Origin of the sequence: uncultured Comamonas sp., from assembly GCF_964277875.1 — a bacterium.
Lineage (GTDB): Bacteria > Pseudomonadota > Gammaproteobacteria > Burkholderiales > Burkholderiaceae_C > Comamonas > Comamonas sediminis.
In genome coordinates this window covers 92,177-114,886 of sequence record NZ_CAXYJV010000007.1, presented here as the reverse complement: position 1 = coordinate 114,886, position 22,710 = coordinate 92,177, and the positions used below count along the sequence as shown (strand labels likewise).

The window sequence follows — 22,710 nt, the reverse complement described above, 5'->3', positions numbered from 1 at the left end:
CGGGTTTGCCAGGGGCTTACCTTATTGCGCCATGGGGATGCGCCCCGCCCGTCCGCCCTGCAGCGGCCATATCAGCTACCATCCATGCCCTTGCTTGATAGGTACAAGCCATGATCCGGATTGCAGAACTCAAACTCCCCCTCTCGGCGGTGCCCTACCACCCCGACAACCACACCGAATACGCGCCCCAGGAGGCGCTCAGCCAGCTGGCCGCCCAGCGCCTGGGCCTGCAGCCCGCCGCCATTGCCCAGCTGCAGGTGCACAAGCGCAGCTTTGATGCGCGCAAGTCCGAGCTGCTGGCGGTCTACATCGTCGATGTGACCTTGGCAGAGCCCGCGCAGGAAGCGGCCTTGCTGCAGCGCTTTGCGGCAGACTCGCATGTGAACCCGACGCCCGACATGGCCTGGCACCCGGTGGGCCAGGCGCCGGCGGACATGCAGGATCGCCCGGTGGTGGTGGGCTTTGGGCCCTGCGGCATTTTTGCAGCGCTGGTGCTGGCGCAGATGGGCTTCAAGCCCATCGTGCTGGAGCGCGGCAAGACGGTGCGCCAGCGCACCAAGGACACCTGGGGGCTGTGGCGCAAGCGCCGGTTGACGCCCGAATCGAATGTGCAGTTTGGCGAAGGCGGCGCAGGCACCTTCTCGGATGGCAAGCTCTACAGCCAGATCAAGGACCCGCGCCACCTGGGCCGCAAGGTGATGCAGGAGTTCGTCACCTATGGCGCGCCGCCGGAGATCCTGTTCACCGCCCACCCCCACATCGGCACCTTCAAGCTGGTCAAGGTGGTCGAGGGCATCCGCGAGGAGATCGTGCGTCTGGGCGGTGAGATCCGCTTTGAGCAAAAGGTCACCGATGTGCTGGTCGAGGGCGATGCACGCCAGCTGGTGGGCCTGCAGGTACTGGACCAGGCGAGTGGCGAGCGCTACACCCTGCCGACCCGGCATGCAGTGATGGCACTGGGCCACAGCTCGCGCGACACCTTTGCGATGTTCTACGAACGCGGCGTGGCCATGGAGGCCAAGCCCTTCTCGGTGGGCTTTCGCATCGAACACCCGCAAAGCGTCATTGACCGCGCACGCTGGGGCAAGGATGCCGGCCATCCGCTGCTGGGCGCGGCCGACTACAAGCTGGTGCACCATGCGAAGAATGGCCGCGCCGTCTACAGCTTTTGCATGTGCCCGGGCGGCACCGTGGTGGCCGCCACCAGCGAGCCAGAGCGCGTGGTGACCAATGGCATGAGCCAGTACTCCCGCGCCGAGCGCAATGCCAATGCCGGCATGGTCTGCGCGATCAACCCCGAAGACTACCCGCAGGATGCCGAGAGCTTTGCCTGGGCCTTTGGTGGCAAGACCTATGGCGTGGAGGCGCAGGCCCCTGGCGCTTTCCATCCGCTGTCGGGCATCGTGCTGCAGCGCCAGCTGGAATCGAAAGCCTATCTGCTGGGTGGCCAGAACTACAGCGCCCCGGGCCAACTGGTGGGCGATTTTGTCGCAGGCACGCCTTCGACGGCCTTTGGCCATGTAGAGCCCTCCTACAAGCCGGGCATCACCCTGGGCGACCTGCACCAGGCCCTGCCGGCCTACGCGATCGAGGCCATGCGCGAGGCCCTGCCTGCGTTTGGCAAAAAGATCCGGGGCTATGACATGCGCGATGCCATCCTGACCGGTGTGGAGACCCGCACCTCGTCGCCGGTCAAGATCGGACGGGGCGCTGATTTTCAGAGCGATAACACGCGTGGCCTGTACCCGGCCGGGGAAGGCGCCAGCTATGCCGGCGGCATTCTGTCCGCAGGGGTCGATGGCATCAAAGTGGGCGAGGCGGTGGCCTGCGCCATTCTGGGGCTGCCCGTGCCATCGTCGGGCTCGCGCGGCTCGGGAGCCGCGTTGTAACGAGCGGGGCTGCCGTCCCGCCTGCGGCCTGTGAAAGCTGGCTGCAGGGGAGCGGAGCGCGGGCCCATGCCTGCGCAGCACGCAGCGGGCAGGCCCCTGCCCCGCAGCGCGACAACAATTTACGGCATGTACCGCTTAACAACGGCTTAAAAAACGGCTTCTTACAACTTTGAGGTCCGCACGCCACAAACGAATCCCGACCTCCAGCGCAGCCCCCTAGAATTTTGGATTGTTCTGATGTTGCTGAAGGTTGCCCAATGCCCGCGATCCCCTCTACCTTCTGGTCCCGCCGGAACGCTTCTGGCCTGAGTGCTGCCAGCTGGTGTGCGGCCCTGCTCTGTGCGCTGTCCGGCTCTGCCTGGGCAGCCAGCGTCGATGACCCGGATGGCAGCGACAGCTCCGCGCTGTCGGGCTGGACCTTGGGTTACTCCCCCTACACCTACCACTACTCCAACGCCAAGAAGGAGCGTGACTTCGAGCCCGATGACGAGCGGCACAAATATGTATGGCTGCTCAACGCCGAGAAAAAGCTCGATGACCACCAGGTGGCCGGCTTTGCCTATTTCAGCAATTCCTTTGGCCAGCCCAGCCAGTACGCGTATTACGGCTGGCAGTTCCAGCCGCTGTCCAGCACGCCACAGCTGTTTTTCAAGCTCACCGGCGGCGTGATCCATGGCTACAAATACCCCTACCACCGCAAGATTCCGCTCAACAACCGCAATGGCTGGGGCATCACTGCCATCCCGGCCATCGGCTGGAACTACAACCAGCACTGGGGCGGCCAGCTCAATGTGCTGGGCAAGTCCGCACTGATGTTTCAGCTGAACTACACGATGCGCTGACCTGCGCTGCAGACCGGACGCTGGTCAGGGCCTGGCCTGCCAGGCCACTTCAGCGGCGCTCCCAATGCCCGCCACGGGCCTGCCAGCCATGGGGGCCGCGCACCCATTCACGGGGCACCCAGCGGTCACCATGGTGCGGAGGTGCCGCCCATCGGCCTTCACGCCAGACATAACGGCCTCCGCTCCAATCCCAAAAGCCGCCAATCCAGACCTGGGTTGCTATCGGTGCCACCGCTACCGGAACGGGCTCATAACGCAGGGGCGGCGGCGCTTCCGCCGATACGACCACCGCCGCAGGATTGCCATAGGCATAGGGCTCGGCGGGTGCGACAACGCAGCCGGTCACCAGGGCGGCGACCGCCAGGGCCCCGGCCCCCCAAGCAGCCGAACGCCCCGGGATGCTCTGCAAAACCCTCGCCAAGCGCGATGAGACGCAAGGCGTCTTTGGCCGTCGAGCCGTAGCCATTGACAAGGAAGACAACACAGCGGATCGCCCGAGACCGCGTTCAGACCCCGGCAGCGAGTTTTGCAGAGGGTCCCTAAAAGTGGGAGTGTGCGACATGGTGCATCTCCAGTCATTGCAAGAACTCCATTGAAGGAGCGCCGCCTTAAAGCCTGGTGAGCGGCGCGTAAATCAGCGGTAAAAGCGGGGCCGCCCTGCCAGCACAGCCCGATCCGCCGCCTGGCACCCCCAAAAAAAAGCACTGCCGAGGCAGTGCTTTGGTGAGGGTGCGAGCCCAGGCTTATTGCACCTGGTTGTTTTGCAGCGCGGCCACGCGCTCTTCAATCGGAGGGTGCGAGCTGAACAGCTTGCCCAAGCCGCCGGTGATGCCCATGGCCTGCATGCTTTGCGGCAGGGCGCCGGGCTGCATGCCGCCGAGGCGGTGCAAGGCATTGATCATCGGCTGCTTGCGGCCCATCAGGCGGGCGGCACCAGCATCGGCACGGAACTCGCGCTGGCGCGAGAACCAGGCCACGATGATGGCAGCCAGGAAGCCGAAGACGATATCGAGCACGATGGTGGTGATCATGTAGCCAATCCCGGGGCCCGAGCTTTGCTCGTCATTGCGGCGCAGGAACGAATCGACCGCATAGCCGATGACGCGCGAGAGAAACACCACAAAGGTGTTCATCACGCCCTGGATCAGCGCCATCGTCACCATATCGCCATTGGCCACGTGGGCGACCTCGTGGCCGATGACGGCCTCGACCTCTTCACGGGTCATGCCTTGCAGCAGCCCGGTGGAGACGGCCACCAGCGCAGAATTCTTGAAAGCGCCTGTCGCAAATGCGTTGGCCTCGCCTTCATAGATACCCACTTCGGGCATCTGGATGCCGGCCTGGTCCGAGAAGCGGCGCACGGTCTCGACGATCCAGGCCTCGTCAGCGCTTTGGGGCTGGTTGATGATCTTGACGCCCATGCTCATCTTCGCAATGGGCTTGCTCATCAGCAACGAGATGATGGCGCCGCCAAAACCCATGATGAAGGCAAAGCCGAGCAGCGCCCCGAGGTTCAGGCCATTGGCGGTCAGATAGCGGTTGACACCGAGCAGGCTGGCAACAATGCCAAGCACCACAACGACGGCGATGTTGGTCGCCAGAAAAAGGAACATTCGTTTCATGGGGTCGATTCTCCAAAGAGGGGAACACAGTGCTCGGTAGCTGGGGGCAATGTCTTGGTAATTCAAGACCTTACCTCCACTTTATGGCGACGGCGGGTGCTTATGATGGTTGTGGCCGTCGGGCCGAGCGAAATACGTCTGGGTCATCGTAGAAGGAAACATGCTGGTTGCCCTGGCACCATCCCGGAATGCCCAGCACCGGCAACGGTGTGAAGGGCTTGCCCGCCAGGTGCGCAGCGTCCAGTGCGTCGGCGATGACCTCGTCGATATTGTCCACGATCGGCCAAGGCTGCGCCGGGCAAAAAACATGCGCGGTGATTGGTTTTCTGGGGGTGATGAGCTTTTCCAGCAGCGCATGGCCGATGACGATGAGCTGCGCCTGCTGCCACAGCGGCCGCAGCTCGACAAAGAGCCGCTGCCATTGGCGCTGCTGCAGCGCCTGCCACAGCGCATCGGGCGCGAGCAGCACCGCGCCGTTTTCGTCGAACAGGGTCAGCGCATCGCGCAACGGGCCCCGGCGGGCACCCACACCGCCCGCCTGTTCGATCGCCTGGGCCTGCATGGCGTTGAGCCGTGCCTTGCTGCGCGCAAAGCGCTGCCAGACCAGGCCGTTGAGCCCGTCGTGCATGTTTTCTCGGGTAGGGATGCAGCCGGTGCGCGCAATGAAGCGCTCGTAGGCCTCACCTGGCGGCAGCGCCGACTGCGGCACAAAACGCCGGCCGCAGTCGCCCAGGCGGTTGAGCAAGTCGGGCATGGCCAGGCCTTGCCGTTCCAGCGCGCTGACCTGCAGGCCCAGCGCCCGGTAGGGCTGCAGCCAGGGCGCCTGCCAGTCCAGCGATGACCAGCCGGGCTCGGGCGGAATGTCTGCAGTGGCCCGGCCGTTATTCACGCATCAAATGACAAAAATGCTCAGTCTGCCAGCTTCCAAGGCAGCGCTTCGCCCGAGCGCAGCGGCTTGAGATCGGCCTGGCCAAAGGGGTAGGACTCGGGCGGGGTCCAGGATTCACGCACCAAGGTGATGCGGTCGGTGTTGCGCGGCAGGTTGTAGAAGTCCGCACCATGCAGGCTGGCAAAGCCTTCGAGCTTGTCCAGCGCGCCCGCCTTGTCGAAGGCCTCGGCGTACATCTCGATGGCCGCATGCGCGCTGTAGCAGCCCGCGCAGCCGGTGGCATGCTCCTTGAGCTGGGCGGCATGCGGGGCGCTGTCGGTGCCCAGGAAGAACTTGGGGTTGCCGCTGGTGGCGGCCTGCACCAGCGCCAGGCGGTGTTCCTCGCGCTTGAGCACCGGCAGGCAGTAGTAATGCGGACGGATGCCACCGGTAAAGATGGCGTTGCGGTTGAACAGCAGATGCTGGGGCGTGATGGTGGCGCCGACGAAGCGGTCGGTCTCGGTCACGTACTGGGCCGCTTCGCGTGTGGTGATGTGCTCGAAGACGATCTTCAGCTCGGGGAAATCGCGGCGCAGCGGCACCATGTGCTGGTCGATAAAGGCTGCCTCGCGGTCGAACAGGTCTACCTCACTGCCGGTCACCTCACCGTGAACCAAAAGCAGCAGGCCTTCGCGCTGCATCGCTTCCAACGTGGGGTAGATCTTGCGGATATCGGTCACCCCGTGGTCACTGTTGGTGGTGGCGCCGGCAGGGTAGAGCTTGCAGGCCACCACACCAGCGGCCTTGGCACGCACGATCTCTTCAGGAGCGAGCTTGTCCGTCAGGTACAGGGTCATCAGCGGCTCGAACCTCAGGCCCTGGGGGATGGCCGCCACGATGCGCGCCTTGTAGGCCTGTGCCAGCGCAGCGGTCGTGACCGGTGGCTTGAGGTTGGGCATGACGATGGCACGGGCGAATTGCCGCGCCGCATGGGCCACCGTGGTGGCCAGGGCGGCGTCATCGCGCAGATGGATGTGCCAGTCGTCGGGTCGGAGGATGCTGATGGAGGAGGGTGCGGTGCTCATCCCGCCATTGTCGCACCGGTCATGCGGGCGTCATCGCTGTGACCGAGCATGGCGCAAAAGTAACTCAATGTTAAGGGTCGATGCCCATAGAGTACACAGTCTCTATGCGTATCATAGATGGCTGTAGGAATTCTTAATCAAGGACTGTGCAACATGTGGCTAAACCATATTTTTCGCGGCGCTGTGCTGCTGTGCCTTGCCAGCAGCAGCCTGGCTCAGACCCCTTTGCCCGACAGTTGGGACAAGATCAAGGAGTCGCAGCGCATCACCGTGGGCTACCGCCCGGACGGACTGCCTTTTGCCTACGAGATGGGAGAGACCAAGAAGCCGGTCGGCTACGCCATCGAGATCTGCCAGGCGCTGATCGCCAAGCTCCAGCAGAGCATGGGCCTGGCCAGGCTCGATATCCAGTACCGCGCCATCAATGGCCAGACCCGTTTCACCGACCTGGCCAGCGGTGCCATTGATGTCGATTGCAGCAACACCACCAACACCAAGGACCGGCGTGAGAGCAAGCATGTGTCCTTCAGCCTGCCCTACTACATCGCCGGCGTGCGCATGCTGGTCAGGTCCGACAGCGGCATCAACGATGTGGATGACCTCTCTGGCAAGCGCGTGATCACCACCAAGGGCACCACCTCGCTGCAGGTGCTCGAGCGCCGGGTGGCCGTCAATGGCCTCAAGATCCAGCACAGCGAGTGCCTCACCCATGACGCCTGCTTCAAGGCTGTGCAGGCGGGCACCGCCGATGTCTGGCTGATGGACGACATCCTGCTGGCCGCCCACCGTGCGCAGTCGGAGAAGCCCGAACAGGTCAAGCTGATCGGCAAGCTGATGTCGATCGAGCCGCTGTCGCTGATGATGCGCGACACCGATGTGCGCATGAAAAAGGTCTTCGACGCCGAGATGCGCGTGCTGTCGCAGAACTTCGAGATCACGCGCCTGTACAAGAAGTGGTTCGAGTCGCCGCTGCCGGGCAAGAGCTTTGCGCTGAATGTGCCGATGTCCTACCTGCTCACCGATATGCTGCGCTTCCCCAGCGACAAGTTCGACAACTGATGTCTCCGGGGCCGCATCCTGCGGCCCCTGTCCGCCGGCCCAGCGCTGCCCGCAGCGCGCGCCGCCCAGCCCCAGCGCAGGGTCCACGATAGCGGTCCGCCCCTTCCCCCTCCAACCATCCGCCCATGAAAAATGGCCGCATAAGCGGCCATGGTCGTGTGCGAGAGACGCTGCAATCAGTGTTGCAGGATCTTGCCCAGGAAGTCCTTGGTGCGGGGCTGGCGGGCGTCGGGGTTGCCGAAGAAGTCTTCCTTGGAGCAGTCCTCCAGGATCTTTCCGCCCACGTCCATGAAGATCACGCGGCTGGCCACCTTCTTGGCAAAACCCATTTCGTGCGTCACGCACATCATCGTCATGCCTTCGTTGGCCAGGCCGATCATCACGTCCAGCACTTCGCCGACCATTTCAGGGTCCAGCGCGGAGGTGGGCTCGTCGAACAGCATCACGCTCGGGTCCATCGACAGTGCACGGGCAATGGCCACGCGCTGCTGCTGACCACCGGACAGCTGACCCGGGAACTTGTCCTTGTGCGCCATCAGGCCCACACGGTCGAGCATCTTCAGGCCACGGGCCTTGGCATCGTCAGCGCTGCGGCCCAGCACCTTGATCTGGGCGATGGTCAGGTTCTCGGTCACCGACAGGTGGGGGAACAGCTCGAAATGCTGGAACACCATGCCCACGGTGCTGCGCAGCTTGGGCAGGTCGGTCTTGGGATCGTGGATGGGCGTGCCATTGACCCAGATCTCACCCTTCTGGATAGGCTCGAGCGCATTGATTGTCTTGATCAAGGTCGACTTGCCCGAACCCGAAGGGCCGCAGACCACCACCACCTCGCCCTTGGCGATGCTGGTGGAGCAGTCGTTGAGCACCTGGAAGCTGCCATACCACTTGGAGACATTCTTCATTTCAATCATTTGGATATCCTTTGTATTGCAGCATCAACGGATGATGGCGATCTTCTTGTGCAAACGCTTGACGAACCACGACAGCGTAAAGCAGATGATGAAGTAAAGCACGGCGGCAGCCAGATAGGCTTCGACCGGACGGCCGAAGTTCTTGCCCGCCACTTCAAAGCCCTTGAGCATGTCGTAGGCGCCAATGGCATAGACCAGCGAGGTGTCCTGGAACAGGATGATGGTCTGCGTCAGCAGCACCGGCAGCATGTTGCGGAAGGCCTGGGGCAGCACCACCAGACGCATGTTCTGCCCATAGGTCATGCCCACGGCCTGACCGGCGTACACCTGACCCCGCGGAATGGACTGGATACCGGCGCGCATGATCTCGGAGAAGTACGCGGCCTCGAACGCCACGAAGGTGATGACCGCTGACATCTCCGCCCCGATGGGCTTGCCGATCAGCAGAGGCACCAGCAGGAAGAACCACAGAATCACCATCACCAGCGGCACCGAACGCATGCCATTGACGTAGAGGGTCGCAGGCACCACCAGGATCTTCTTGCCCGACAGGCGCATCAGCGCCAGCAAGGTGCCAAAGAGGATGCCACCGAGGGTGGCCACGATGGTCAGCATCACGCTGAACACCAGCCCCTTGATGATGAAGTTCTGGATCAGGTCCCAGTTGTAGAACGAAAAATCAAGATTCAAATTCATCTCAGTGACCTCCGGAGCCACCAGCGGCGATAAAGCCCGGGATGCGGCTCTTCTTTTCAATGAAGGCCATGATGCGGTTGATCACGAATGCCGAGATCATGTACAGCGCGGTCACCGCCAGGTAGACCTCGATGCCGCGAGAGGTTTCCTCTTGTGCCTGCATCGCGAACAGGGTCAGCTCGGCCACCGACACGGCGAAGGCCACCGACGAGTTCTTGAAGATGTTCATCGACTCGCTGGTCAGCGGGGGAATGATGATGCGGTAGGCCATCGGCAGCAGCACATAGCGGTAATACTGGAAGGTCGTGAAACCCAGCGCCATGCCTGCATAACGCTGGCCACGGGGCAGCGCGAGGATACCGGCACGCAGCTGCTCGGCAATACGCGCCGACGTGAAAAAGCCCAGCGCCAGCACCACCAGCAGGAACCCAGGCACTTGCTTGAGCGCAGGGAACATCGCAGGCACCACGTGGTACCACAGGAAAATTTGTACCAGCAGCGGGATGTTGCGGAACAACTCTACCCAGGCATTGCCCAGGCGCACGGTCCAGGGCCGGTCCGGCAGCGTACGCAAGGTACCGATGATGGAGCCGACGATCAGCGCGATCACCAGCGCGCACAAGGAAACGGAGATAGTCCATCCCCATGCAGACAACAACCAGTCCAGGTACGTGATATCGCCGTTTTTACCGAAACAGCCCTGCACGACCTGGCGCTCAATCGTGTCTTCACAAAATACTTGCCAATCCCAATTCATAGGACTACCTCTTTTTTTGTCTTTGTAGCAATGTTTGGTGCCTGGTTGCAACTGACAAAAACCAGTACCAACAAAAACGCCCCCCCAAACCCCAGGCTGGAAGGGCGGTACCTAAATGGTGTGCTTACTTGACTTCGTAGGCTTCCATGGGCTTGTCGTTCGGGTTGGCCCAAGCATCCTTGGTTGCCGCCGACAGCGGCAGACCCACCTTCACGTTGTTAGGAGGGATGGGTTGCATGAACCACTTGTCGTACAGCTTCTCGAGCGAGCCATCCTTGATCTGGCGCACGATGGAGTCGTCCACGGCCTTCTTGAAGGCAGCGTCGTCCTTGCGCAGCATGCAGGCGATAGGCTCGACCGACAGCACTTCACCGACGACCTTGTAGTCGGCAGGCGCCTTGGACTTAGAGATGTTGGCGGCCAGGATGGAGCCGTCCATGATGAAGGCGTCGGCACGGCCGGACTCCAGCATCAGGAAGCTGTCTGCGTGGTCCTTGCCCATGACTTCCTTGAAGGTCAGGCCATCAGCGCGCTTGTTCTTGCGCAGGGTCTGCACCGACGTGGTACCGGTCGTGGTCACGATGGTCTTGCCGTTCAGGTCCTTGATGCCGGTGATGCCGGAGTTGGCCTTCACCGCGATGCGCACTTCTTCCACATAGGTGGTGAAAGCGAAAGCAGCATCCTTTTGGCGCGACTGGTTGTTGGTGGTGGAGCCGCACTCCAGATCCACGGTACCGTTCTGCACCAGAGGCACGCGGTTTTGCGAGGTCACGGGCTGGTACTTGATGTCCAGCTTGGACAAGCCCAGCTGCTTTTGCAGATCGCCCACGATGTGCTCAGCCATCTCGGTGTGGAAGCCGACGTACTTGCCGTTACCCAGCGTATAGCCCAGGCCCGAAGACTCGCGCACGCCCAGCGTGATGCTGCCAGACGACTTGATCTTGGCCAGCGTATCGCCCGCTTGCGCAAACGCGCTACCTGCCGCAACCGCTGCGACCGCAAAAGCCAGCAAATGTTTCTTCATCATCAGACCTCCAGATAAATCAATTAAGTTGACAACTATGGGCCTCGGAAGACGCCAAAGCGACAACTGACACGCAACGTATTGTGCAGTCCGTCCAGATAATGCCAGCAGACTGAGCGCTGCAATTATCCGGAAAATTACCAATGAATTGCTAACAATTCATAGGCTTTTTCGAACAAATCGCGTACATCTAACCAACTGCAACACGAGCAATCCGCAAGCATTGCACAGAAATTCTGTAACGCATATTAGAAATTACCCTGCAAATTCAGACAATCTATATTCTTATAGATATCATGGATTCTGCGCAGGGTTCCGGGACACCAGGTAGTCCCACAGTGCCTGGGCGCCGGACTTCACGGCATCGCTGGACTGGGGCTTTTCCCGGTAGGCGCGCACATCCATCGCGACTTCCCACTGGGTGGAGCTGGGGTAGTCGGCGCGCACCAGCTTCTTGGCCTTCAGCTCCTTCTTGGCAGCGCTTTGCGGCAGGAACGCCAGCCCGTGCCCTTCCATCGCCATGGCCTTGAGGCCTTCGGCCATGTCGGTTTCGTAGACACGGTCCAGGTAGGCAGGCTCGGGCGCCTGCTTGAGGGCCAGGTCGGTCACGCGGCTGAGATAGGCACCCGGCGCATAGCCCAGGAACGGCAGCGGCACCTCGGCTGCGCCGGGCAGCAGGAAAAGCGGCAGGCCATCGAGCCCCGGCTTGCAATAAGGCGCCATCACCTCGCGGCCCAGGCTCACCATTTCATAGCGCTGTGGGTCCAGCTGGATAGGCTGGGATTCATGGTGGTAGGCAATCAGCAGATCACAGCCGCCCTCGACCAGGCGCATCACCGCATCGTGCACATTGAGGGCGATCAAGCGGCTCTTGAACAGGCCGAAGTCATTGCGCAGGCCTGACACCCAGGTCGGGAAAAAGGTGAAGGCCAGCGTGTGCGGCACGGCAAAGTCGATGATGTCCTTGCCCGAGGACGAATGCACCCGCAGCATCGCACGCGTGCTCTGCACCGCCTGCAGGATCTCGATGGCCTGGTTGTACAGCGTCTTGCCCGCTGGCGTCAGCCGCGTCGGGTAGGAGCTGCGGTCCACCAGGTCCGCGCCCGCCCAGGACTCCAGCGCCTGAATCCGCCGCGAGAATGCCGGCTGGGTGACATGGCGCAACTGCGCCGACCGGCTGAAACTGCGCGTTTCCGCCAGACTCACAAAATCTTCAAGCCACTTGGTTTCCATCCGCGCATTATCCACACGCCCATCACCGTTGGGGACAAGTTGCTCGCCGAGATCTGCTGCCTGCACCGGCAACACAGGCGACTGAGAGGGCCCATCCCCGGGAAAAGGATGGCTTGCAAGCCCACCGTTCAGGCCCATAATCGGGCCCCACTGGCCCACCGGCCAGGTGCGGCGCTGCCGCTGATACCGATCTATCCGATACCGATGGTCCGCCCACAAGGCGGTTTGTGTTCTCCGCATCCACCCTTGGCTCTGCCAAGCCCTCTCGCGACCGGTTGTTATGGCATCACCCTCCCCTCATTCTTCGGGCGGCAGCAGCGCTGACCCCTCCAGCACCCTCCCCAGCGAGCCCGCCCCTGCCCGAGGGCTGTGGCTGGAAGACTGGCTCACGGTCGTGATCATGGCGCTGCTGGCGCTCATCACGTTCGCCAATGTCATCGTGCGCTACTTCACCGATGGCTCGTTTGCCTGGACCGAAGAGATCTCGGTGTTCCTGATGATCCTGCTGGCCATGGTGGCCGGCTCGGCAGCCGTCGCGCGCAACCTGCACATCCGCATCGAATACTTTGCCGAACGCGGTGACGCGCGCCGGCGCAAGGCCTTTGCCCGCTTTGGCGCGTTGACGGTGGCCCTGCTGTTTGCACTGATCTGCGTGCTCAGCATCCGCGTCGTGTATGACGACTACCGCTATGAGGAAACCTCGCCAGGCATTGGCGTGCCGCAGTGGTGGTACTCCATCTGGCTGCCGGTGTTCTCCGCGCTGATCACCCTGCGCGCGCTGGGCCTGTTCCTGCGCCAGGGCCGGGCCAGCTTTGCCCATGTGTACTCCGAAGGCGGCGATGCTGCAGCCAAGGAGCACGCATGATTGCCACCCTGCTCTTTATCGGCTTTATTGCGCTGATGCTGCTGGGCGTGCCCATTGGCGCCGCGCTGGGCCTGGCGGGCGCCGTAGCCATTGCGCTGGCCAATGCCGATGCGCAATGGTTTGGCCTGCTGGCCATTCCGCAGAACTTCTATGCCGGCCTGGGCAAGTACCCGCTGCTGGCCATTCCGATGTTTGTGCTGGTGGGCTCGATCTTTGACCGCTCCGGCGTGGCGCTGCGGCTGGTCAACTTTGCCGTGGCCATCGTCGGGCGCGGCCCGGGCATGCTGCCGCTGGTGGCCATTGCCGTGGCCATGTTCCTGGGCGGCATCTCGGGCTCCGGCCCCGCCAATGCAGCGGCGGTGGGCGGCGTGATGATTGCGGCGATGAGCCGTGCCGGCTATCCGGGCAGCTTCTCGGCCAGCGTGGTGGGAGCTGCTGCAGCCACCGACATCCTGATTCCTCCGTCGGTCGCCTTCATCATCTACTCGGTGCTGGTGCCCGGGGCCTCGGTGCCGGCGCTGTTTGCGGCCGGCATGATCCCCGGCATTCTGGCGGGCCTGGCGCTGATCATCCCGGCGGTCTGGATGTCGCGCAAGCACAAGATGGGCGCACTGGAAGCCAGCCTGCCCCGCCCCGCATTCTGGAAGAGCCTGCGCGAAGCGGCCTGGGGCCTGGCCGCGCCGGTGCTGATTCTGGGCGGCATGCGCATGGGCTGGTTCACACCGACTGAGGCAGCCGTGGTCGCCGTGTTCTACGGTCTGTTCGTCGGCATGGTCGTGCACCGCACGATCGGTGTGCGCGACCTGTTCCCGATCCTGCGCGAGGCCGGCGAGCTCTCGGCCGTGATCCTGATCGTGGTGTCGCTCGCTGGCATCTTCGCATTCTCGCTGTCGACCCTGGGCGTGATCGACCCGATCACCAACGCGATCGTCAACTCGGGCCTGGGGGAATGGGGTGTGATGGCGCTGCTGATCCTGATGCTGATCACCGTGGGCATGTTCCTCGACGGCATCTCCATCTTCCTGATCTTTGTGCCGCTGCTGATGCCCATCATGCAGCACTACCACTGGGACCCCGTCTGGTTTGGCGTGATCCTGACCCTGAAGGTGGCGCTGGGCCAGTTCACCCCGCCGCTGGCAGTGAACCTGATGGTCAGCTGCCGCATTGCAGGCGTTCGCATGGAATCGACCGTGCGCTGGGTCGGCTGGATGCTGTTTGCGATGTTCTGCGTGATGGTGCTGGTCATCGCCTTCCCGCAACTGGCCCTGTGGCTGCCCGCCCAACTGGGCTACTGATCGGAGCCCGGGCTGGGTGCAGGCGCGAACGCCGCCACCCAGCCCCCTGGATTTGCAGAATTCCCCCTTGAACCACCCGGAGACAACACCATGAAAACCCGTCAATTCCTTGCCACCGCCTTGGCCGCTGCTGCGGCGCTGAGCTTTGCCGCGCCGGCTGTACAAGCCCAGGGCAACTACAAAAGCGAGTACCGCATGTCGCTGGTGCTGGGCACGGCCTTCCCCTGGGGCAAGGGCGGCGAGATCTGGGCCAACAAGGTGCGTGAGCGCACGCAGGGCCGCATCAACATCAAACTCTACCCCGGCGTGTCGCTGGTGCAAGGCGACCAGACGCGTGAGTTCTCGGCACTGCGCCAGGGCGTGATCGACATGGCGGTCGGCTCCACCCTGAACTGGTCGCCGCAGATCAAGGAGCTGAACCTGTTCTCGCTGCCGTTTCTGATGCCCGACTATGCGGCCGCTGACGCGCTCACCCAGGGCGAGCCAGGCAAGCGCCTGTTTGCCCGCCTGGAGAAAGCCGGCGTGGTGCCGCTCGCTTGGGGTGAGAACGGCTACCGTGAAATCTCCAACTCCAAGCATGCGATCAAGACCCCTGCCGACATGAAGGGCCTCAAGATCCGCGTGGTCGGTTCGCCGCTGTTTGTCGACACCTTCAGCGCACTGGGCGCCAACCCCACGCAGATGAGCTGGGCCGATGCCCAGCCAGCGATGGCCAGCGGCGCGGTCGACGGCCAGGAGAACCCGGTCGCCGTCTACCAGGCGGCCAAGCTCAACACCGTGGGCCAGAAGTACCTGACGCTCTGGGGCTACATCAATGACCCGCTGATCTTTGTCGTCAACAAGGACATCTGGGCCAGCTGGAGCAAGGCCGACCAGGACATCGTGCGCCAGGCCGCCATCGAAGCTGGCCAGGAAGAAATCGCCATTGCGCGCAAAGGCATGATCGAAGCGGACAAGCCGCTGGTCAAGGAGCTGAGCGCCAATGGCGTCACCGTGACCGAACTGAGCGCCGCCGAGCGCGAAGCTTTTGTGAAGGCCACCCGCCCGGTGTATGACAAGTGGAAGCAGCAAGTGGGCGCCGACCTGGTGACTGCCGCTGAGAAGGCGATTGCGGGCCGCAAGCAGTAAGAACGGCATCCTCCAAAGCAAAACCACCGGCTGCACGCCGGTGGTTTTTTTGTAGCTGCTGCTTCAGGTGCCGCTCGCGTTCAACGCAGCGGGCCGCAGCCCTTATTCGATCTTGAATCCCGTCGACTTGACCACCTGCTTCCAGCGGTCGGTCTCGGCCTGGATCTCCTGCGCAAAGCTTTCGGGCGTGGTCTTCACGGGGATGTAGTCGTACTGCTTGAGCTTGGCCAGCACATCGGGCATCTGCATGACCTTGTCTATGTTCTGCGACAGGGCGGTCACGATGTCCTTGGGCGTGCCCTTGGGCGCGAGCAGGCCGGCCCAGGAGCTGAACTCCATGTCCTTGACACCCAGCTCGACCAGGGTCGGCACATCGGGGAAGGAGGCAGCGCGCTGGGGCAGCACCACGGCCAGCGCCTTGACCTTGCCGGCCTTGATCATCTCCACGGCGGCAAAGGAGTCAAACGAGAAATCCACCTCGCCGGACACGACGGCCTGCATCTGCGGGCTGGTGCCCTTGTACTGCGCATTGATGATCTGCGGCGCCTTGATCACATGCTTGAACTGCTCGGTGATCAGGTTGATGATGGCGCTGCCTGACGATGCCGTCAGCGGCTTGTCCTTGTTCTGCGCCAGCGCGATCAGCTCTTGCAGCGTGTTGGCCGGCAGGTCCTTGCGGGCAATGATGATGAAGCCGACCGAGCAGACCTTGGCCACCGGCGCAAAGCTGGCGGCCGCCTCATAGGGGGCCTTGTAGATCACCGGGCTCAGGGTCTGGGCACCGGCGGTGTTGAACAGCAAGGTGTAGCCATCGGCCTGGGCACGGGCCACTTCGCCAGTGCCGATCATGCCGTTGGCGCCACCCCGGTTGTCGATGACGAAGCTGGCCTTCATCAGCTCGCCCATCTTCTGCATCACCAGCCGGGCCACCACATCGGTAGTGCCGCCTGCGGCAAAGGGCACGATCACACGCACCGGCTTGCTGGGGTAGGCGGTTTGCGCCTGCGCCCATTGCGGCATGCTGGCGGCTCCCGCAGCAGCGGCAACGGTGGTGAGGAAATGGCGGCGCTGGGTCATGTCCATGCAATGTCTCCTGTGTCTAGCTTTGGTTATCGGCCCATTGTGGGCAGCGCTGGCCGGGCTGTCTAATACTTGCCAGCAATCGCACCATTCGCAGCCGCTATGGCGTGATGGTTGCACAGGGCGGGCCCGCTGCTGCCCGGCAGCGGTGGCCGTCTGTCTCCCAGGCGTCTTGGCAAGCGAGCGCTGTGGAGCGGGGAGAGGCAAAGGCAGCGGCTGCATCGGGGTGCCGCAAGCGCAGCCGATGAGCTGCAGATCGCAGCGCGGCGGGAGACACTATCTAGTCGATAGTTTTTATCTTCTTAATACTGAATAAACATAGTCAATTTATACCCATGGTAAATACCCTAATTTAGGGTAAATACCAGGGTTAGCTGTCACATATTTGTAAAAGTTCCAGACTAATTGGGCCAAATTTCGGAACAATCCGTTTGATTTTTGGCTATTTATCGAAGATAGATACCAATATAAACTTCATTCCATCGTTACACAAAAGCTGCACTGCAAGCCGCAAGCGCTGGCAGACACAGTCCAAGACGACGCGAATCGACCACCAGGCCGGACGCAACACCAAAGGAAAGAAAAATGAACGCACGTATTCTCGCTATCGCCGCTACCCTCGCTCTGGGTGCTTCCGTTGCCCAAGCCAACCCTTTTGAAGGCGACCAAGCCATCACCCCTCAAGCCGCTGCGACCAGCGCCGTGAGCCGCGCTGATGTGCAAGCCCAACTGGCTGAAGCCCGCAAGACCAACACGATGATTGCCCAAGGCAACCAGTCGACCGTTAACGCCTACGAACTGGGCAAGGGCCAACTGAGCCGTGCTGAAGTGACCCAGGCCGCCCGCCAGGCACTGGCCAACGGCTCGATCCTGGAAGGCGAATAAGCTTTCTCCCCCTGCCGGCAAGCACCCAGCCGGTACGGCATCCACGGGACGGCGCACACACTCCCCGTCCCGCTGGGAACAGGCCACTGCGATGCAGTGGCCTTTTTTGCGCCTGCATGGCCGCCAGCGCGGAGGGGGCACAGGTTCTATGATGCGGGAACCTCTCTACGTATCTGTCCTCTCACCGCCAGACTCTCAGGTACCACGCGATATGCCCCATGCTTTCCTGCGCCGCTCGATAGGAGCGCTTTTTTTTACACTGCTTGTGCTGGTGCTGAGCGGCATGGCGCCGCCTGCCCAGGCCCAGATCAAGCTGCAGATCGGCAGCGGCGCCAGCGCCGCTGCGATGGACACGGCCTCCAGCGCTGCGGCTGGCAGCGTCGTGACCCCCCCCCGGGTGCGGGCCGAGCTGGTGGCACTGGCGCCCCAAGGGGTGGAGCCCGGCAAGAGCATTGCGCTGGGCCTGCTGCTGGACCACCAACCCGAGTGGCACACCTACTGGACCAACCCGGGCGACTCGGGCCTGCCCACCCAGTTGCAGTGGCAGCTGCCGCCGGGCTGGGACGCCGGCGAGATCGCCTGGCCAACGCCCCATCCGATCCGGGTCGGCAGCCTGGTGAACTATGGCTACGAAGGCCAGGTGCTGCTGCCCGTCACCGTGCAGATTCCCAGCGATTTCTCGGCCGATGCCCGCGATGTGACCGTGCGACTGCAGGCCAACTGGCTGATCTGCCGCGTCGAATGCATTCCGGAAGAAGGCCAGTTCAGCCTGACCCTTCCCACCAAGAGCAGCACCGCGCTGCACGCCGGCACCTTTGCCCAGGCCCATGCCCAGGCACCGGTAGCGCTGCAAGGCAGCAGCCAGGCCCGTGTCGATGGTGAAACGCTGAAATTGCATGTCACCGGCCTGCCCGCTGCGCTGCAAGGCCAGCGCCTGCAGGTGCTGAGCGAGAGCCCCGACACCTTGCACCATGCGATGCAGGACGGCCAGGACTTTACCCAGCAATGGGACGGCGCCGACTGGACCGCCGTGGTGCCGCTGTCGGCCAACCGGGGCCAGACGCCCGAGGACATTGCGCTGGTGCTGACGACCGACAAGCACACGGTTGTCGATGGCGCCGTCGGCTGGCGCACCGTGGCGCCCGTCAGTGGCCAATGGAAGGCCGCTGCCATCGCCCAGGTATCGCCCGAGCTGGCGGCAGCACTGGCAAAAAATGCACAGGCTTCCGCTCCGGTTCAACCCGCGTCCTCCGGTAGCCTCTGGCTGGCACTGCTGGGTGCCCTTGTCGGCGGCCTGATCCTGAACCTGATGCCCTGCGTGTTCCCGATTCTTGCGCTCAAGGTGCTGGGCTTTACCACCCATGGCAGCCAACTGCGGGAGCAGCGTGCAGCAGGCCTGGCCTACACGGCGGGCGTGGTGCTGTCGTTCCTGGCGCTGGGCGCGCTGCTGCTGGCACTGCGCTCTGCGGGCCAGCAGCTGGGCTGGGGCTTTCAGCTGCAATCGCCGCTGGTGATTGCCGCGCTGGCAGCGCTGTTTACCGTCATTGGCCTCAACCTGGCGGGCATGTTTGAGTTTGGCAGTTTTGTGCCAAGCAGCCTGGCAGGCAAGCAGGCCAAGAGCCCTATTACCAATGCCTTCCTGAGCGGTGTGCTGGCGGTGGCGATTGCCTCGCCCTGCACGGCGCCGTTCATGGGGGCATCGATGGGCTTGGCCGTCAGCATGCCGGCCGCCGAGGCCCTGCTGGTGTTTGCCGCGCTGGGCCTGGGTATGGCCGCGCCCTATCTGCTGGCCAGCTGGATCCCTGCGGTGGTGCGCTGGCTGCCGCGCCCTGGCGCCTGGATGGACACCTTCCGCCGCGCGATGGCCTTCCCGATGTTCGCCACCGTGGTCTGGCTGGTCTGGGTGCTGGGCCAGCAAAGCGGCATCGATGGCGCAGCCACGCTGCTGGCCTTGCTGGTGCTGCTGGCGGCTCTGGTCTGGGCACTGGGTCTGCAGGGCCGTGCGCGCTGGGGCTTTGCGGTGCTGTCGCTGGCAGGCGGCCTCTACCTGGCCACTGCCATGGGCCACCACCTGACCACACCCGCCCCGGCACCCGGCCAGCAGGCCAGCGGCGCGCTGTGGCAGCCCTGGTCGGCGCAGAAGGTCAGCGAGATCAATGCAACCGGCAAGCCGGTGTTTGTGGATTTCACGGCCGCCTGGTGCGTTACCTGCCAGTACAACAAGCGCACCACGTTGAGCGACAGCCAGGTGCTCGCCGCTTTCGACAATAAGCAGGTGCACCTGCTGCGCGCCGACTGGACACGCCAGGACCCCGCGATCACGCAGGCGCTGAACCAGCTGGGCCGCAGTGGCGTGCCGGTCTATGTGCTGTATGCACCGGGCAAGGCGCCGCAAATCCTGTCCGAGGTGCTGAGCGTCAAGGAAGTGGTGGACGCGGTGGCGCAGCTCTAAACCCCATCCCCATAAGAAAAGCGCCCGTTTTGTCCGGCGCTTTTCGTTCCTGCAAGGCTGAAACCAGCCGCTCAGCGCCGCCGCGCCGCGAGCTTGCGCACCTCACGCACCAGCTGGTCCACCTCGTCAAAGGTGTTGTAGAAGGCCAGCGAGGGCCGTACCGCCGTCTCGACCCCGAAGCGGCGCAGGATCGGCTGCGCGCAGTGGTGGCCGGTGCGCACGGCGATGCCCTCGGCATTGAGCGCCTGGCCCACCTCGTCGGTGCTGTAGCCGTTCAAGGTAAAGGCCAGCACGCTGGCCTTGCCGGGCACGGTGCCGATCAGGCGCAGCCCCGCAATGCTGGCCAGCTGCGCCATGCCGTAGTCCACCAGTGCGTGCTCGTAGCGGCTGATCTGCGCAATACCGATGCGCTCCACATACTCCAGCGCCGCGCCCAGGCCCACCGCATCGGCGATGTTGCCGGTGCCCGCCTCAAAGGTGTTGGGCAAAGGCTGGTAGACGGTTTTCTCGAACGTCACATCGGCAATCATGTTGCCGCCGCCCTGCCAGGGCGGCATGGCCTCGAGCACCTCGCGCCGGCCCCAGAGCACGCCAATGCCGGTGGGTGCAAAGATCTTGTGGCCCGAGAAGACAAAGAAATCCGCGCCCAGGTCCTGCACATCGACCGGGGTGTGCGCAATGGACTGCGCCCCGTCGATCAAGGTCGTGATCCCCCGGCGCTTGGCGATCTCCACCACCTGCTTGACGGGCACCACCGTGCCCAGCACGTTGGAGACATGGCCAATGGCGACGATCTTGGTGCGGTCGTTGATCAGCTTCTGGTACTCGTCCAGCCGGATCTGGCCCTGGTCATCGACCGGAATCACCCGCAGCCGTGCGCCCTTGGCCGCTGCCAGCTGCTGCCAGGGAACGATGTTGGCATGGTGCTCCAGGTGGCTGATGATGATCTCATCGCCTTCGCCCACATTCGCACCGCCCCAGGCCTTGGCCACCAGGTTGATGGCCTCGGTGGTGCCACGCACGAAGATGACCTCGCGCGCGTCGGGCGCATGGATGAAGCGCCGCACCACCTCACGGGCATGCTCATAGGCATCGGTCGCCCGCGCAGCCAGGGTATGGGCCGCGCGGTGGATGTTCGAGTTCTCATGCGCATAGAAATGGCTGATGCGCTCGATCACCTGGCGCGGCTTGTGCGTCGTGGCCGCATTGTCCAGCCAGACCAGCGGCTTGCCGTTGATGCGCTCGGACAGAATCGGAAAATCACGCCGCACCGCCTGGATGTCAAAGCCCGGATGGCGGTCCTGCTGCGCCGCATGGCCCGCCGCCGCACCCGGAGCCGCATGCGGATGCGGTTTGGCCGGCGTGACAAAGCCATTGGGCAGTTGCACCGCATGCACAAAGTAGTACTGCGGCGCAGCACCCGGCCCCTGCAGCGCTTGGCCCGGCAAAGGCGCATCCGTAGCGCGCGGCCCGCGCAGATCGATGCCGTCCAGATGGCTGTCCGGCGCCGCCCGGCGCGCCTGGTCGGCCAGCGCCTGCAACGGTGCATCGCTGGGCGCGGCGGCTGACGGCGCATCCAGAAAGTAATAGCCACTGGTCACTGCGGGCACAGCGGCCGGCGCTGCGTTCGCAAGTGGCACGCCTTGCACCAGCCCGCCCAGGCGCGGCTCATAGGCGGGCAGCGCGCTGAGCAGAGTGTCAGGCACGCCATTGCCGGCGGCGGCATGGGGCAGCAAGGCCGGGGCGCGGTGGGCGAGCGACAGCACCGGCGTGGGCGATGACGGCAACAGATTGCTGCCCGGCAGCACGCCAGCGGGGAAGGGCGTGCCGGGCACGCTGGGCCCCAGGCCGGCCGGGCTGGCCAACGGCGAGCCCGGCGGCGCGATATTGACCGGTGCCTGCACACCGGGCGGCAGGTTGGCCGGCGCTGCAGGCCGATCGGCCCAGAGCGCCGTGGCCATCTGCGCCAGCAGCTCGGGGGAGATGGGCGCGCCCGATGGCTCGGGCAGGCCGGATACGGCGGAAACCATGGCGGCTCCTTTGCTCACTTGTAGGTATCGGGATAGTCGTGGTACTTGTTGATTTCCACGTCATCGAGCACGGCCAGCGCATCAGGTGTGTGCACTGCCAGCGAGCAGTACAGCGAGATCAGGTACGAGGCAATCGCATGGTTGTTGATGCCCATGAAGCGCACCGACAGGCCAGGCCCCTGCTCGCCCGGCAGGCCCGGCTGGAACACACCCACGACGCCCTGGCGCTTGTCGCCCACGCGCAGCAGCAGGATCTTGGATTTGCCATCGGCCACCGGCACCTTGTCCGACGGGATCAGCGGCACACCGCGCCAGGTGATGAACTGCGAGCCAAACAGGCTGGTGGTGGGCGGCGGGGTGCCCCGGCGCGTGGCCTCGCGGCCAAAGGCTGCAATGGTCAGCGGATGGGCCAGGAAGAATGCCGGCTCCTTCCAGACCTTGGTCAGCAGCTCATCGAGGTCATCGGGGGTGGGCGCGCCTGTCAGCGGGAAGATGCGTTGCTCTTCGGTGACCTGGGCCAGCAAGCCGTAGTCAGGGTTGTTGATCAGCTCGCTTTCCTGGTTCTCCTTGATGGTCTCGATGGTCAGACGCAGCTGCTCCTTGATCTGGTCATGCGGGCTGCTGTAGAGGTCTGAGACACGGGTATGCACATCCAGCACGGTGCTGACGGCATTCAGGAAAAATTCGCGCGGCTGCGATTCGTACTCGACAAAAGTGCGCGGCAGCTGGTTCTCATGGGTCTTGGCAGTGCAGGCCACCCGGATCTCCTCCGGGTTCTTGACCTGGTTGAGCCGGTAGATGCCGGCCTCGACAGGCACCCATTGCAGCAGGTGGGTCAGCCAGCGCGGGCTGATCGTGGAAAGCTGGGGAACGGTCTTGGTGGCGTTGGCCAACTGCCGTGCAGCACTGTCACCCAATGCGGTCGTGCCGCCTACATTCGCTGTCATATCTCTCTCCGGTTGCGCGTGTGAATAAGCAGGAAAATC

The 22,710-nt window shown here is 63.5% G+C and carries 20 protein-coding genes; 8 read left to right on the top strand and 12 right to left on the bottom strand.

Annotation, left to right across the window (positions count from 1 at the left end; all coding sequences use genetic code 11):
- Nucleotides 1–110 precede the first annotated feature (110 nt).
- The gene (locus tag ACHWUQ_RS03495) at nt 111–1,889 is read left to right on the top strand and encodes an NAD(P)/FAD-dependent oxidoreductase (RefSeq protein WP_239809548.1); all 1,779 of its coding nucleotides are present in this window, start codon (nt 111–113) and stop codon (nt 1,887–1,889) included.
- A 257-nt stretch (nt 1,890–2,146) separates the two neighbouring features.
- A complete protein-coding gene (locus ACHWUQ_RS03490; protein ID WP_394680357.1) occupies nt 2,147–2,731 on the top strand; it encodes a hypothetical protein in 585 nt (194 codons plus the stop codon).
- 49 nt (nt 2,732–2,780) lie between these two features.
- Here the strand turns inward: ACHWUQ_RS03490 and ACHWUQ_RS03485 are convergent, their stop codons facing one another.
- The 4 genes from ACHWUQ_RS03485 to pyrC form a co-directional block, all read right to left on the bottom strand.
- A complete protein-coding gene (locus tag ACHWUQ_RS03485) occupies nt 2,781–3,140 on the bottom strand; it encodes a hypothetical protein (RefSeq protein WP_394680356.1) in 360 nt (119 codons plus the stop codon).
- A gap of 334 nt (nt 3,141–3,474) precedes the next feature.
- Nucleotides 3,475–4,353 carry a protease HtpX gene (gene htpX, locus ACHWUQ_RS03480; protein WP_312411123.1) on the bottom strand — a complete coding sequence of 293 codons (879 nt, stop codon included), beginning with the start codon at nt 4,351–4,353 and terminating at the stop codon, nt 3,475–3,477.
- A 100-nt stretch (nt 4,354–4,453) separates the two neighbouring features.
- Nucleotides 4,454–5,242 carry a DUF3025 domain-containing protein gene (locus ACHWUQ_RS03475; RefSeq protein ID WP_394680355.1) on the bottom strand — a complete coding sequence of 263 codons (789 nt, stop codon included), beginning with the start codon at nt 5,240–5,242 and terminating at the stop codon, nt 4,454–4,456.
- A 20-nt stretch (nt 5,243–5,262) separates the two neighbouring features.
- Entirely contained in the window at nt 5,263–6,306 is a 1,044-nt protein-coding gene (gene pyrC / locus ACHWUQ_RS03470) for a dihydroorotase (protein WP_312836542.1), read from the bottom strand.
- Between the two features lie 153 nt (nt 6,307–6,459).
- On the opposite strand from pyrC, the gene ACHWUQ_RS03465 reads away from it, so the two are divergent.
- Nucleotides 6,460–7,365, top strand: a complete 906-nt coding sequence (locus tag ACHWUQ_RS03465; RefSeq protein ID WP_312411130.1) for an amino acid ABC transporter substrate-binding protein — start codon at nt 6,460–6,462, stop codon at nt 7,363–7,365.
- A gap of 176 nt (nt 7,366–7,541) precedes the next feature.
- On the opposite strand, the gene ACHWUQ_RS03460 is transcribed toward ACHWUQ_RS03465, so the two are convergent.
- The 5 genes from ACHWUQ_RS03460 to ACHWUQ_RS03440 all read right to left on the bottom strand — a co-directional run bounded on the left by ACHWUQ_RS03460 (nt 7,542) and on the right by ACHWUQ_RS03440 (nt 11,989).
- Nucleotides 7,542–8,279, bottom strand: a complete 738-nt coding sequence (locus tag ACHWUQ_RS03460) for an amino acid ABC transporter ATP-binding protein (protein ID WP_230780669.1) — start codon at nt 8,277–8,279, stop codon at nt 7,542–7,544.
- 24 nt (nt 8,280–8,303) lie between these two features.
- The gene (locus ACHWUQ_RS03455) at nt 8,304–8,975 is read right to left on the bottom strand and encodes an amino acid ABC transporter permease (protein WP_394680354.1); all 672 of its coding nucleotides are present in this window, start codon (nt 8,973–8,975) and stop codon (nt 8,304–8,306) included.
- Between the two features lies 1 nt (nt 8,976).
- Nucleotides 8,977–9,732 carry an amino acid ABC transporter permease gene (locus ACHWUQ_RS03450; protein ID WP_239809556.1) on the bottom strand — a complete coding sequence of 252 codons (756 nt, stop codon included), beginning with the start codon at nt 9,730–9,732 and terminating at the stop codon, nt 8,977–8,979.
- A gap of 124 nt (nt 9,733–9,856) precedes the next feature.
- Nucleotides 9,857–10,756 carry an amino acid ABC transporter substrate-binding protein gene (locus ACHWUQ_RS03445; protein ID WP_312411139.1) on the bottom strand — a complete coding sequence of 300 codons (900 nt, stop codon included), beginning with the start codon at nt 10,754–10,756 and terminating at the stop codon, nt 9,857–9,859.
- Between the two features lie 294 nt (nt 10,757–11,050).
- Nucleotides 11,051–11,989: a LysR substrate-binding domain-containing protein gene (locus ACHWUQ_RS03440; RefSeq protein WP_239809558.1), complete on the bottom strand. Its 939-nt coding sequence runs from the start codon at nt 11,987–11,989 to the stop codon at nt 11,051–11,053.
- 280 nt (nt 11,990–12,269) lie between these two features.
- Between ACHWUQ_RS03440 and ACHWUQ_RS03435 the strand changes: the two genes are divergently transcribed.
- The 3 genes from ACHWUQ_RS03435 to ACHWUQ_RS03425 all read left to right on the top strand — a co-directional run bounded on the left by ACHWUQ_RS03435 (nt 12,270) and on the right by ACHWUQ_RS03425 (nt 15,277).
- Nucleotides 12,270–12,854: a TRAP transporter small permease gene (locus ACHWUQ_RS03435; protein WP_312836545.1), complete on the top strand. Its 585-nt coding sequence runs from the start codon at nt 12,270–12,272 to the stop codon at nt 12,852–12,854.
- A complete protein-coding gene (locus ACHWUQ_RS03430) occupies nt 12,851–14,149 on the top strand; it encodes a TRAP transporter large permease (RefSeq protein WP_239809560.1) in 1,299 nt (432 codons plus the stop codon). Before ACHWUQ_RS03435 ends, ACHWUQ_RS03430 begins: the two co-directional genes overlap by 4 nt.
- A gap of 90 nt (nt 14,150–14,239) precedes the next feature.
- Nucleotides 14,240–15,277, top strand: a complete 1,038-nt coding sequence (locus tag ACHWUQ_RS03425) for a DctP family TRAP transporter solute-binding subunit (protein ID WP_239809561.1) — start codon at nt 14,240–14,242, stop codon at nt 15,275–15,277.
- A gap of 102 nt (nt 15,278–15,379) precedes the next feature.
- Here ACHWUQ_RS03425 and ACHWUQ_RS03420 read toward each other — a convergent pair whose 3' ends face one another.
- Nucleotides 15,380–16,360 (bottom strand): tripartite tricarboxylate transporter substrate binding protein, encoded by a 981-nt coding sequence (locus ACHWUQ_RS03420; RefSeq protein WP_239809562.1) that lies wholly within the window; start codon nt 16,358–16,360, stop codon nt 15,380–15,382.
- 582 nt (nt 16,361–16,942) lie between these two features.
- Here ACHWUQ_RS03420 and ACHWUQ_RS03415 point away from each other — a divergent pair.
- On the top strand, nt 16,943–17,242 hold the full coding sequence (locus ACHWUQ_RS03415; protein WP_239809563.1) for a hypothetical protein: 300 nt from the start codon (nt 16,943–16,945) through the stop codon (nt 17,240–17,242).
- Nucleotides 17,243–17,453: 211 nt separating this feature from the next.
- Nucleotides 17,454–19,694 carry a protein-disulfide reductase DsbD family protein gene (locus ACHWUQ_RS03410; protein ID WP_394680353.1) on the top strand — a complete coding sequence of 747 codons (2,241 nt, stop codon included), beginning with the start codon at nt 17,454–17,456 and terminating at the stop codon, nt 19,692–19,694.
- Between the two features lie 71 nt (nt 19,695–19,765).
- On the opposite strand, the gene ACHWUQ_RS03405 is transcribed toward ACHWUQ_RS03410, so the two are convergent.
- Together ACHWUQ_RS03405 and ACHWUQ_RS03400 are read right to left on the bottom strand one after the other, a co-directional pair.
- Nucleotides 19,766–21,724 carry a family 2A encapsulin nanocompartment cargo protein cysteine desulfurase gene (locus tag ACHWUQ_RS03405; protein ID WP_394680352.1) on the bottom strand — a complete coding sequence of 653 codons (1,959 nt, stop codon included), beginning with the start codon at nt 21,722–21,724 and terminating at the stop codon, nt 19,766–19,768.
- A 14-nt stretch (nt 21,725–21,738) separates the two neighbouring features.
- The gene (locus ACHWUQ_RS03400) at nt 21,739–22,671 is read right to left on the bottom strand and encodes a family 2A encapsulin nanocompartment shell protein (protein WP_394680351.1); all 933 of its coding nucleotides are present in this window, start codon (nt 22,669–22,671) and stop codon (nt 21,739–21,741) included.
- Nucleotides 22,672–22,710: the final 39 nt, after the last annotated feature.